Origin of the sequence: Calothrix sp. PCC 7507 (genome assembly GCF_000316575.1) — a bacterium.
Taxonomy (GTDB): domain Bacteria; phylum Cyanobacteriota; class Cyanobacteriia; order Cyanobacteriales; family Nostocaceae; genus Fortiea.
On record NC_019682.1, the window covers coordinates 5,160,702 to 5,173,238 of the forward strand.

General features: G+C 43.9%; 13 protein-coding genes. 9 read left to right on the plus strand and 4 right to left on the minus strand.

The genetic code is table 11. The features are described from left to right. Positions 1-199: 199 nt before the first annotated feature. The 7 genes from CAL7507_RS22060 to opcA all read left to right on the plus strand — a co-directional run bounded on the left by CAL7507_RS22060 (position 200) and on the right by opcA (position 7,493). The gene (locus tag CAL7507_RS22060; RefSeq protein ID WP_015130719.1) at positions 200-418 is read left to right on the plus strand and encodes a hypothetical protein; all 219 of its coding nucleotides are present in this window, start codon (positions 200-202) and stop codon (positions 416-418) included. A gap of 473 nt (positions 419-891) precedes the next feature. After that, positions 892-1,176: an RNA-binding protein gene (locus CAL7507_RS22065; protein ID WP_015130721.1), complete on the plus strand. Its 285-nt coding sequence runs from the start codon at positions 892-894 to the stop codon at positions 1,174-1,176. 353 nt (positions 1,177-1,529) lie between these two features. Beyond that, entirely contained in the window at positions 1,530-1,898 is a 369-nt protein-coding gene (locus CAL7507_RS31905; protein WP_144051245.1) for a hypothetical protein, read from the plus strand. Beyond that, positions 1,898-2,947, plus strand: a complete 1,050-nt coding sequence (gene fbp, locus CAL7507_RS22075) for a class 1 fructose-bisphosphatase (protein ID WP_015130723.1) — start codon at positions 1,898-1,900, stop codon at positions 2,945-2,947. Before CAL7507_RS31905 ends, fbp begins: the two co-directional genes overlap by 1 nt. Before the next feature lie 165 nt (positions 2,948-3,112). Then, a complete protein-coding gene (gene tal, locus CAL7507_RS22080; RefSeq protein ID WP_015130724.1) occupies positions 3,113-4,258 on the plus strand; it encodes a transaldolase in 1,146 nt (381 codons plus the stop codon). A gap of 150 nt (positions 4,259-4,408) precedes the next feature. Continuing rightward, entirely contained in the window at positions 4,409-5,938 is a 1,530-nt protein-coding gene (gene zwf / locus CAL7507_RS22085) for a glucose-6-phosphate dehydrogenase (protein WP_015130725.1), read from the plus strand. 175 nt (positions 5,939-6,113) lie between these two features. Further along, on the plus strand, positions 6,114-7,493 hold the full coding sequence (gene opcA, locus CAL7507_RS22090) for a glucose-6-phosphate dehydrogenase assembly protein OpcA (protein WP_015130726.1): 1,380 nt from the start codon (positions 6,114-6,116) through the stop codon (positions 7,491-7,493). 120 nt (positions 7,494-7,613) lie between these two features. On the opposite strand, the gene CAL7507_RS22095 is transcribed toward opcA, so the two are convergent. Then, positions 7,614-8,249, minus strand: coding sequence for a type I restriction endonuclease subunit R (locus tag CAL7507_RS22095; RefSeq protein ID WP_015130727.1), 636 nt, complete (start codon positions 8,247-8,249; stop codon positions 7,614-7,616). Between the two features lie 53 nt (positions 8,250-8,302). Between CAL7507_RS22095 and CAL7507_RS22100 the strand changes: the two genes are divergently transcribed. Next, positions 8,303-9,784, plus strand: a complete 1,482-nt coding sequence (locus tag CAL7507_RS22100) for a cobyrinate a,c-diamide synthase (protein ID WP_015130728.1) — start codon at positions 8,303-8,305, stop codon at positions 9,782-9,784. Positions 9,785-9,787: 3 nt separating this feature from the next. Here the strand turns inward: CAL7507_RS22100 and CAL7507_RS22105 are convergent, their stop codons facing one another. Next, complete coding sequence (locus CAL7507_RS22105; RefSeq protein WP_015130729.1) at positions 9,788-10,375, minus strand: cysteine hydrolase family protein; 588 nt, start codon at positions 10,373-10,375, stop codon at positions 9,788-9,790. Between the two features lie 379 nt (positions 10,376-10,754). Next, a complete protein-coding gene (locus CAL7507_RS22110) occupies positions 10,755-11,273 on the minus strand; it encodes a GNAT family N-acetyltransferase (RefSeq protein WP_015130730.1) in 519 nt (172 codons plus the stop codon). Positions 11,274-11,436: 163 nt separating this feature from the next. Between CAL7507_RS22110 and CAL7507_RS22115 the strand changes: the two genes are divergently transcribed. After that, positions 11,437-11,772 (plus strand): XisI protein, encoded by a 336-nt coding sequence (locus CAL7507_RS22115; RefSeq protein ID WP_015130731.1) that lies wholly within the window; start codon positions 11,437-11,439, stop codon positions 11,770-11,772. 44 nt (positions 11,773-11,816) lie between these two features. Here the strand turns inward: CAL7507_RS22115 and CAL7507_RS22120 are convergent, their stop codons facing one another. Beyond that, complete coding sequence (locus CAL7507_RS22120) at positions 11,817-12,260, minus strand: cyclic nucleotide-binding domain-containing protein (RefSeq protein ID WP_015130732.1); 444 nt, start codon at positions 12,258-12,260, stop codon at positions 11,817-11,819. Positions 12,261-12,537 lie beyond the last annotated feature (277 nt).

Sequence of the window (12,537 nt, forward strand, 5' to 3'; positions counted from 1 at the left end):
GGAGCTTAAGTTGACACTATAAGCGTACAGCTACTGCGATCGCCAAGCGGATAATTACAGGCTCTCATCGTCCTCTGCATCAATTTGGGGATACAAAGCGCCATTGCACTTCTGAGTCCAAACCGCGCCACACTTGCTTTTTAAGTTAAGATCAATTAAGAAATGATAACTTTTTACGGTAGCGCCAGGAGGCTTTTACATGTTCATTGATGAACTGTCACCAATATTTAAAGAATTTACCCAATACCCAGTCTCATTTCTGGGTGGATTATTCTCTGGTGTGTTCCGACTCAGCCTGACGGACGATCCCGTTAAAAGCTGGCTAGATAAAAATCTCAGCAACACCACTTACAATAGCTCCATAAATGAAGCGCATAACGGTAAAGCTTCTGGTCCTCAACAGATTTCCATTGAGTAAATTGTCAGCATAGTAATTGTCATACAGGGGAAGAGGCAAGCGATCGCTGTTTCTTCCCCCTCACTTCTTTTGTGATTATCCTGATCGAGACTAATTTCTATAACTTGGAAGTATTGACAAAATTGATTTGCTTTTAACTGGTTACGGATACTTATGTAATTCTGTCAGCGCCGAGTACTAAAAGTTACATATAACATCGTAAAGCAGCAGACATATAAGAGTATCTGATTTTATGTTATGAGAGTTTGTAAAATCTCATACTTTGAAAAATATCACAATCAGTTATTATATGAGCGTATGCGTAAGTTCAGCCACATGGCCAGTTTAGTTGTAGAGACTAGTCACCATCATGGTTGCTGCACTACAACATTTGCCCAGGGTGAATCAGAAGATACTATGCAATAGTTGCAATTTGTCGGCTCTGTTTTCCAGCTGAACTAAATCAATTTTTGTTGAAACTTACGTGATCCCACATGACTATTTACGTTGGAAATCTCTCCTACCGCGCTACCGAAGCAGACCTAAGAGCAGTATTTGCAGATTATGGCGAGGTGAAGCGAGTTGTCTTGCCTACTGACCGAGAAACAGGGAGGCTGCGCGGCTTTGCTTTTGTGGATATGAATGAAGATGCCCAGGAAGATGCTGCGATCGTAGAATTAGATGGTGCAGAATGGATGGGTCGTCAACTCAGAGTCAATAAAGCGAAACCACGAGAGGATAACCCACGAGGTAGTTGGGGTAAAAAACAGGAGTTTTAACTTGCTTGTAGGAGCGCTAATCATAGCAAATTGTTTTCCATTTATGCAAGAGATAGGTTAGTTGGATTAGCCCTTTCAAGGTGGTGAAATTCGGAACGAAAATTGGTTATTTCAACCTTTAAAAATCCCAAAATCTGAGCGGATAACTTAGGATGATCACACTAAAGCAACGTATCTTCGTTTGTCACCTTGAAAGGGCTAGTTAGTTGGATTTATAGCAACAACTTGCATAAGTCGAAATCATTTAAACCAAAGGCTTGTAGGGGTGGGGTTTTCCCGCCCTCAATTTTTTTGTGGCTCGTTTTGATCCCATTGAAACTTTTGCCAGCAGTCTAGCTGAAACTGGTACGTAGATGCCTAATTTAAATTGCGAGCTAGACCAAGCATATTTACTTAAAAAACTATCCCACCTGAATAGATCTGCATCAACCATCCAAAGAGGGTCAAACAATTTTGGATTTTGCGGAAAGTCTGAGCGCCGGTTTCCAGCGATGGCTTCGCCAACGCTAAGAGCGAACAGAACTTTCAAAGACAGATTTTGGATTGACCCCATAGATAAATCTGGTGGCTTGTACCATCAAGGAATTATTGGTCATTTCTTTAGTTTATCTAAAATCACATTTCAGTTATCAAATTACCTTTCTAAGATAGAGGCAGCGACATATGTTGCCACAAACGCCATCAACTTAACCGACAGCCAGTCGCCAAAGAGGGAAAAATAATGGCTCAAGCGCCAGAATCTTTAGATTTATCCGTCAACTACGCCACAGACAAGACCTTAGATCGTGATTGTACAACCTTATCCCGTCACGTCTTACAGCAACTGCAGAGTTTTTCAGCAGATGCACAAGATTTGAGTGCGCTGATGAATCGAATTGCCCTAGCAGGCAAACTAGTTGCACGTCGCCTCAGCCGCGCCGGTTTAATGGAGGGTGTTCTGGGATTTACGGGGGAAGTTAATGTCCAGGGAGAATCCGTCAAAAAGATGGATGTTTACGCCAATGACGTATTTATCTCGGTGTTTAAGCAAAGCGGCTTAGTTTGTCGTCTAGCTTCCGAAGAAATGGATGACCCCTACTACATACCCGAAAACTGTCCCATCGGCCGTTACACCTTGCTGTATGACCCAATTGATGGTTCATCCAACACAGATACTAATTTGAGTTTGGGTTCCATCTTCGCCATTCGCCAACAAGAAGGAAATGATAGCGACGGTAAGGCCACCGACTTACTAACCAATGGGCGCAAGCAGCTAGCTGCCGGGTACATCCTGTATGGTCCCAGTACGATGCTGGTTTACACTATCGGCAAAGGCGTTCATTCATTCACCCTTGATCCCAGCTTAGGAGAGTTTATTCTCACAGAAGAAAATATCAAAATTCCGACACACGGTTCCGTTTACAGCGTGAACGAGGGAAATTTTTGGCAGTGGGAAGAATCTTATCGGGAATATATCCGCTACGTACATCGCACCGAAGGCTACACAGCTCGTTACAGTGGGGCAATGGTGAGCGATATCCATAGAATTTTAGTGCAAGGCGGTGTGTTTCTTTACCCGGGCACAATCCAAAAACCCGAAGGTAAATTGCGCTTGCTGTATGAATCTGCACCCCTGGCTTTTTTGATTGAACAAGCTGGTGGTCGTGCTACTACAGGACTAGTGGATATTTTGGAAGTAGTACCGAAAAAACTGCATCAGCGCACACCTTTAATTATTGGCAGTAAAGAAGATGTAGCCAAGGTCGAGTCTTTTATTCAAAACGGTCACTAGTGTAGTAGCGCTTTTTGGAGGTGTATCAGAGACTATCTCGGCTGGTCGATGCGATAAGTGATTGGCAACGCCAAAATGCAAAAGTCAGTGGACAGTAATCAGTAATCAGTGAACAAACTGATACTGATAACTGATAACTGAAAAAGCAGTGAAACAATCATACTTATGACAACCAATCATTTACTAGAGATTAAGCAACACCGTCAAAGTATCTGGATAGATAATTTGAGTCGTGACATTATCCAATCAGGTGAACTCCAAGACTTAGTTGAGAATCAAGGTATCTCTGGAATTACCTCCAACCCAGCCATTTTTGAAAAGGCAATTGTGGGGAATGTGATTTATGATGCTGACATTGAGGCGGGAATTCGTGCCAAATTACCGACATACAAAATTTATGAATCCCTAACTTTTGCGGATATCCGCAGTGCTTGTGATATTTTGCGCCCAGTTTATGAAGCGACAAATAGACTCGACGGTTATGTGAGTATAGAGGTACCGCCAGCGATCGCCCATGACACCAAAGCCACGATCGCCGAAGCTCATCGCTACTGCCAAGAAATCGGTCGAGAAAATGTCATGATTAAAATTCCCGGCACAGAATCAGGTTTGCCAGCAGTGGAACAGGTGATAGCTGACGGTATTAATGTCAATATCACACTACTGTTTTCCATCGAAAGCTACATCAACACAGCTTGGGCCTATATTCGCGGCTTGGAGAAACGATTAGCTGCAGGTAAAGACATTAGCAACATTGCTTCAGTAGCTAGCTTTTTCCTCAGCCGGATTGATCAAAACATCGACGCCAAGATTGATGCTAAGTTGAAAAAGGGCGTTGATGATATTGCCCAAGAAGCGAAGCTACGGGCAATTCGGGGAAAAGTGGCGATTGCTAATGCCAAGATAGCTTATCAGGAATACAAAAAGATGATCCAGGGTGATAACTGGCAAGCCCTATCAGCAAAAGGTGCAAAAGTCCAGCGGCTACTTTGGGCTAGCACCAGCACCAAAGACCCCAGTTACAGCGATGTGATGTATGTCGATGCCTTAATTGGCCCAGATACAGTCAATACCTTACCACCAGCGACAATAGCAGCTTGTGCTGACCACTGCAATGTCGCCAATCGATTAGAAACAGGCGTCGAAGAAGCTTACCAACTGATCGAAAGCCTAAAAGATCCCGACATCGACATCGATATCCATGTAGTGATGAAAGAATTATTAATTGAAGGCATCGACAAGTTTGTCAAGCCTTACCAGTCCTTAATGAACTCTTTAGAAGACAAAGTCAAGCTATTGTCACCAGTGTAGGGAATGGGGAATTCAATTTTGAATTTTGGATTGACGATTTTGGATTGGGTTTCAATCTAAAATCCAAAATCCAAAATCTAAAATCTAAAATTCTCAATGCCCATTCCCCGATCCGAAATCCAAAACCCAAACTCTCAAATCTAAACTTCTATGGTCAGTCTGCTAGAAAACCCGTTGCGCGTTGGTCTGCAACAGCAAGGGATGCCCGAACCCCAGATTATAGTTATCTTTGGCGCTTCTGGTGATCTTACCTGGCGCAAACTAGTGCCAGCACTTTACAAATTGCGCCGGGAACGACGCATTCCCCCAGAAACCACCATTGTTGGTGTAGCACGTCGGGCATGGAGCCATGAATACTTCCGTGAGCAAATGCAAAAGGGCATGGAAGAGGCTCATGCTAATGTCGAACTAGGGGAACTCTGGCAGGACTTTTCACGAGGTTTGTTCTACTGTCCTGGGGATATAGACAACCCTGAAAGCTATCAGCAACTCAGAACCCTGTTGACTGAATTAGACGAAAAACGCGGCACACGGGGAAACCGCATGTTTTACCTCTCCGTGGCTCCATCATTCTTTCCTGAAGCCATTAAACAGCTGGGATCAGCAGGGATGTTAGACGATCCTTATAAACATCGTCTAGTCATTGAAAAACCTTTTGGTCGGGACTTGGCTTCTGCCCAAAGCCTCAACCAAGTGGTGCAAAAATTTTGTAAAGAGAACCAAGTATATCGCATTGACCACTACTTAGGCAAAGAGACAGTCCAGAATTTGCTGGTGTTTCGCTTTGCCAATGCGATTTTTGAACCCTTGTGGAATCGTCAGTTTGTTGACCACGTTCAAATTACCGTGGCAGAAACCGTGGGAGTGGAAGACCGAGCGGGATATTATGAAAGCGCCGGCGCATTGCGGGATATGTTGCAAAATCACTTAATGCAACTTTATTGCTTAACCGCAATGGAAGTACCTAATTCAATGGATGCCGATAGTATCCGTACGGAAAAAGTTAAGGCATTACAAGCTACACGTCTAGCTGATGTCCATAATTTGTCACGTTCAGCAGTACGCGGCCAGTACAGTGCTGGCTGGATGAAAGGTCAACCAGTACCTGGGTATCATGAAGAACCAGGAGTCAATCCCAGTTCCACCACACCCACCTATGTGGCGATGAAGTTTCTTGTGGACAACTGGCGCTGGAAAGGAGTCCCCTTTTACCTGCGTACCGGAAAGCGGATGCCAAAAAAAGTCAGTGAAATTTCCATCCACTTCCGCGATGTGCCTTCTAGGTTGTTCCAATCGGCAGCACAACAAGCCAACGCCAACATTTTAGCAATGCGGATTCAACCGAATGAAGGAATTTCCCTGCGTTTTGATGTGAAAATGCCTGGGGCAGAATTCCGCACCCGTTCCGTTGACATGGATTTTAGTTATGGTTCCTTTGGTATCCAAGCAACTTCCGACGCCTACGATCGCCTATTCCTTGATTGTATGATGGGCGATCAAACATTATTCACACGGGCAGACGAAGTAGAAGCAGCTTGGCAGGTAGTGACACCAGCCCTTTCCGTGTGGGATGCACCCGCCGACCATACAACCATTCCCCGGTACGAAGCCGGTACTTGGGAACCAGCCGAAGCAGAATTCTTGATTAACCAAGACGGTCGCCGCTGGCGCAGACTGTAGAATTTTAGATTTTAGATTTTAGATTTTAGATTGGGAATAGGGAAATAAGTAATGGGTCATAGGTAACGTGAAAGACCATTACCAATTACCTATTACTAATGACCAATCCCGAATCGCAAATCCAAAATCCAAAATCCAAAATCCAAAATCCAAAATCCAAAATCCAAAATTGACTATGACTTCCCAAGCTCCCACGATTTTTTCACTCCAGGCACCAAAGGATGTTTCGCTTACAGAAATTGAAGCGGAACTGAATCAGATTTGGCAAAGTTACGGCATTACTGGCGAAGATGGTGGGCTTCCTGCTGCCACTCGTGCCACGACTTTTACTTTAGTTGTTTACGAACCTGAAGAAACCCAGTATCTACTAGCAGCTTTAGGATTTTACAACGGTCCCATTGATGGCATCTTAGGCCCCCAGACGCAAACAGCACTGCGGGAAGTGCAGAAAAAATACGGACTCCCAGATACTGGCGTCGCCACACCAGAAACCCTGGCTATCTTGCGAGAAGAATACGTCAAACGTCAGCGCAACGCAGCCACAGGGGATAAAGCTGGCAGTGATCTCAGCTATAGCTTAGATGCAACTAGCCCCAGGATTGCTGATGAAATTGCTATCCGTAATCCATGCCGGATTATTGCCTTGTGTCCCGTTGTTGGGGAAGACGAAGGGGTCAAGGTTCAAGTTTCTGCCTATTGTCCCATCCAAAAACAATCATCCAGTACACTTATTTGTTGTGAATACATCACCCTTTCTGGCACCGCCACAGCTTTAGAACGGGTGGGTGGGATGATTCCCGCTTTGTTAATTGGCGGCTTACCCAAGTTTCTTTGGTGGAAAGCTACACCAGACCCCAACAACGCTGTATTCAAGCGACTGGCAGCAGTTTGCAATAACGTGATTGTCGATTCTTGCAACTTTAACAAGCCAGACACAGATTTACTAAGCCTGCAACAGTTAGCAGAAACTGGTGTACCTTTAGCTGATCTCAATTGGCGTCGCCTTGCAGCATGGCAAGAGTTGACTGCTGAAGCCTATGATTCACCTCATCGTCGGGCAAATCTCAAGGAAGTTGACCGCGTGACGATTGATTACGAAAAAGGCAACCCCGCTCAAGCTTTGCTTTATTTAGGTTGGTTGGCGAGTCGCTTGGAATGGCTGCCAGTTGCCTATGAAAAAGAAAGTGGAGATTATGACATCATCAAAGTCCGCTTACTTGCCCAAGACCAGCGGCAAATTGAAGCCGAATTAGCAGGTGTTCCTGTTGCTGATGTTGGTGAGATTGCTGGCGATTTAATTGCGCTGCGCCTCAGTTCCACTAATCCGCAAGCAGACTGCGGTACAGTTATTTGTACTGAAACTGGTGGCTGTATGCGGATGGAAACTCACGGTGGTGCCCAATCTGCAGGGCTGTTTCAGCAAGTGAGTTCACTCTCGGAACAAAAAGCAGAAGCGTTGCTGAGTCAGCAGGTGCAACGTTGGGGTCATGAGGCACTTTTTGAAGATAGCCTGGGAATCACAGCCAAGATTCTCAAATTACAAACAGATGCTTAAGTTCGTTTGGAAACAGTAAAAGTTACCAAAATTTGTCAAAAACAATCACCAGCCTTCCAGACGATGGGAAATACCAAAAATCTGGAGGGTTGTTGTATTTTTCAAAGGTATTCCACTCTCTTAGCTGTCATTTCTCGCTAATTGACCTAGACGCTTTAACACACTCAAAACCGTATACAATTCATTTCCTGGATTGAAAATGTAAAACAAGCGAGACAATAGATATTTTGGTGTTTCTTGTTTGATCAATTTAACAAAAATAAAACTACTGCCATTGGAGATGAGTCCGTATACTGGTTGATCTGAGTTAGAGATTGCCAGCATATAAGCTAATATTTGTGGTTTACCGACCTCTACGGAAAAAGCTGCTTGTTTAGACTCTATAACTACTACTACTAGCTGTTCAAACAAAACTAAGATGTCAATCTGCCCTTTGACTCTTACGCCTTCATCAACAGCCGACACTTCTACAGATTTTTCAGATTTGATATGAAACGGAGATAGATAAAAGTCTGCTAAATCCAATAAGGGAGACAGCACAACCATCTTGACGGTGTTTTCCAGCAGGGGAGGGTACTTGAGTAAATTAGCATAACTTGCCTTAACTCGATCGAGTTGTTGTTTTTCTGAGTTGGTAATTTCTAGTAAATTATCTTGCCACTCTCTAAAAAATTGCTCATCCTCCACTAATTCGAGTCCAAAGTTGTTCTCTAAATCAAGTAGGGTAATTTCTTTAGCCTGTATTGTCTGAACCATAATCTAGAAATGTTGTTGGTAATTGATAATGAAAGTAAATGCGCTTTTTCTTTATGGCTTTAGTTATCGCTGGAGAACGTAGTGGGGTGGGTAAGACAACGGTCACACTCACCCTTTTAGCATCTTTGTGCCGTCGCGGTATGGAGGTGCAATCTTTTAAGGTAGGCCCGGACTACATCGATCCGATGTTTCACAGTTATGTCACTGGTCGTGCTTGTCGCAATTTAGACCCGGTGCTGACTGATGAAAGTTACGTCAAGCAATGTTTTGCTCGTCATTCCCAAGGGTGTGAATATGCCCTAGTTGAGGGGGTGATGGGGTTGTTTGATGGAATTTCGTCATTAGTCATTCGTCATTCGTCATTTGTACCAGACAAAGAGGACTTAGCGGCTATTACTGATTTTGCGAGTACGGCGCATATTGCCAGGTTGTTAGATTTGCCTGTGTTGTTGGTGATTGATTGCAGTCGCTTATCTGGTTCTGTGGCGGCGATCGCTCATGGTTATTGTTCTTTTGATCCCAGAATTAAGATAGCTGGTTTAGTCCTCAATCGCGTGGGGAGCGATCGCCATTTATCCCTACTCAAAGATTCTCTAAAATCCCTACAATTACCCATTCTCGGTGTGCTGCGGCGACAAGACAACATTACAATCCGCGATCGCCATCTCGGTTTAGTCCCCACAGCAGAACTCCCCGAACTCAATGCATTAATCAATCATCTCGCCGATTTAGGCGATACCTGCTTCGACTGGGAACATCTATTACCCCTGTTACAATCTCAACCTCTCTCCCTGGACACTGAGCGGCTCGCCTTGACTTGTACCGAGCGGAGTCGAGGTAGCGCAGTCGAAAGGAGCCGAAGTGTGCCCCCTTGCCCTGAGCGTAGTCGAAGGGCTGCCCTGAAAATTGCCGTCGCCCGCGATCGCGCTTTTAATTTCTACTACCAAGACAATCTCGACTTGCTGCAACAATTGGGTGCAGAATTAGTGTTCTGGAGTCCATTAGAAGATGTTGCATTACCAGAGGGCATACAGGGAATGTATTTTGGCGGTGGATTTCCCGAAGTTTTTGCCCAGCAACTAGCCGAAAATGTCAGCGCCCGTGATTCAGTGAAAACAGCAATTTTGGCGGGAATGCCGACAATTGCTGAATGTGGAGGATTGATGTATTTATGTGAGCAAATTATCGATTTTGAGGGTAAATCTTGGTCGATGGTGGGAGTGTTACCCACATCATCTGTAATGGGAGGACGTTTAACTTTAGGGTATCGCCGCGCTGTAGCTTTGCAAGATAGTCTACTATTACCAACAGGTACAAATATCTATGGGCATGAATTCCATCGTTCGAGTTTAGTGTCAACACCCAATCAGCCTTTGTTTGACACTTATCGCTACGATTGTGAGGAAAATATGGGCTACGAAGGATGGAATATGCCCCTAAATATTCACGCTTCTTATATTCATCTGCACTGGGGAGCAAGTGTAGAGATTCCCCAGCGGTTTATTCAGCAATGTTTTGAATCAGTTAACTGTTGACTGTTAACTTGCAAAAGCAGATAGAAGGTGCGATCGCTCGCTATTTTCCACACTATTAATCCATTCAGCAGTATTTATTACCTTACTAATAAAGGTATCTTGGGCAACTAAAGTAGCCCTGTGAAGTTCTTCATCTGTAGCCACACCTGCATTATTTTTGAAGGTGAGGGTTCCTGTAGCATCAGCAAGAAACTCTACAGAAAAGCCCAAATGAGAAGCTTGTCTAGCCGTTGTGTCACAACACATTTGCGTCATGTACCCAGAAATAACTACAGTATCAATGCCCCTATTTCTCAACCAAGTTTCTAACTCAGTACCTGTAAAACTTCCTGGGACATTTTTCTCGATCAAAAGATCGTATGGATATTTGGCAATTTCTGGATGCAACTCCCATTCTTTGCTGCCCTTGCAGAAAATAGGGGAGTCTGCTTGTGGTTGTGTATGTCTGACAACAATAATTGGAATACCTTGCTCACGGGCAATATTCATCACCTGAAAAATATTGTCTAGGTTTCCTGGTGGATAAGTTATGGGCAGTTTACCAGTAAAATATTCGTTCTGAACATCAATGACTAATAAGGCTCGCTTCATAATGATTCTTACCCAAAACAACTATGGAACAACAAATTATTTCACTACAGACACTAACTGTTAGATATAAGTCAAGTAATTCTTTTCAGGTTTACTTACTCACACAATCACTGTGTATAACCCATCACTTTCTTGATTTAACAAAGTTCTAGGCTACTCAAGTTACTGCAATTTGAGAATTTGACTTTTAATTTTTCAGTATTACTGAATTAGGGCTTATTATCATCAAACAGGAGTTGGGTAATTAAAGCAAGATTATTTGTTCAAGTACACCAGTAAGGGCACGGCACTGCTGTGCTACTACAGCTGGCGATATAATTTTGTACCGCATCTGAATGGGAACCGCTATATGTCAAGCTTTGTTGATAATCGCAAAAACTCAGAAAGTCAGGCGGTAGATTAATTCATCGGTAAGTTGTCCCTGAATCAACTCTGCATTGTGATTTACTTTGTGCAACTTGAACCCAAGTTTCTCAACAACCTTACGGGAAGCCAGATTGTATACGTTCACTGATGCATGTAGCGCTAAAAGGCTGAAGCGTCTTTGAGTTTGGGCGATCGCTAGAGAACAGTAAACTGGAGCATAGCCTCGATGCTGAAAAGCAGAAAACGTCATGAAGCCAATTTCTGCATACTGATCATTAAAAATACCTATTTCCACAACACCTACGTATTGATTGTCGGCATTGATAGCCACCCATTTCAACCAAATCATTGTATCGTTGTCGGGTGATTTTTCTAACGCCGCAAAGCTGAACTTTTGCTGAACATCAATCAGCGTTGGGATACTCTCCTCAAGATATTTATATAGATGTGGATCGCTGATGTAGGAGTATAAAAGCTCGGCGTGCTGTTCTGTAACCTTTTCTAAACGCAAGACTACCGCATCTCTTGCCATAATTCTTATTTCAGGGAACTACCAAAAAAAATTCTGTTATCTAAATCAATGCCTCTGCCAAAAGAAGAGGATGAAGATAGAGGGCTGATTTAGTAACGATACAATGAATATGCTTTGCGGTGAAGTAGATGATTTTTGATCCAGATTTGCCGGAGGTTGTGCAATGGATAAGCTAGAAAAATATCGGGTTTGGATTAAGCAGATTTTGACTGAGCATAGTCGGTTGAAGTCTTCCTATGGTGAGATTGAGGAAGTTGTATTTTTTGATGATGAGCGCGATCACTATCAGTTATTTAGTGTGGGTTGGGAAAATCGGCGACGGGTGTTTGGTTGTACGATTCATATCGATGTGATTGATGGCAAGATTTGGATTCAGCATGATGGAACGGAGGTAGGAGTGGCGAATGAGTTAGTAGCATTGGGGGTGCCGAAGAGGGAGATTGTGTTGGCGTATCAGCCTGTAAGTGGGCGACGGTTGACGGAGTTTGCAGTGGGGTAATATCATTATTCCCCATTGCCTATTGCCTATTCCCTTCTAATTGCTTAATGACGACGTGATGCGGACACATTTATATTGTCATTCAGTCGGCGAATAATGCGAGATAATTCACGAATGATGTTGACTGCTATTTCCGGAGTTTCTTCAATGGCATCATAAAGTTGCTCTTGTGTGAGTTCCAAACACTCGCACGGTTCTAAAGTCGTGGCTGAAGCAGAGCGAGGCTGTGTATCAAAAACTGCCATCTCACCAAAGTATTTTCCCTTGTCTACTTCTGCTAGTTGCTGCTCGCCAATGTGAACTTTGACTCTACCAGATGCCACAATATAGAGCGATCGCCCTTCTTCCCCCTGTTTAAAAATGGCGTAATTCGCCGGAAAGGAAAGCTCATCCATCACTGAGGCTAGCCGCACAATAAAATCATCGCGCAATTCTTTAAAAATTGGGACTCGCCGGACAAATAATAAACGGTCAACGCTGGTTAACATGATAGCAAGTTAAAAATTACACCCTAAAAATAGAAGCTTGGCTAAGTGTGGAGAATTAAGAGGGAATCGGTCAACAAGAGGAAAAGGGGCAGGGGGCAGGGAGCAAGGGGGAAGACCAGAACGGAGAGCTTCAGACTCCGCCCTGTATAAGCGTCTTAGAAGGACGGAGGCTCTGTACCCATATTCCGCACCGAAAAGCGCGTTGGGGGCAGGGGGAACAAGCCCTTGCCCCCTGCCTCTTCCGGTAACTAAGATGAGATAGGACGCAACTAGCTAT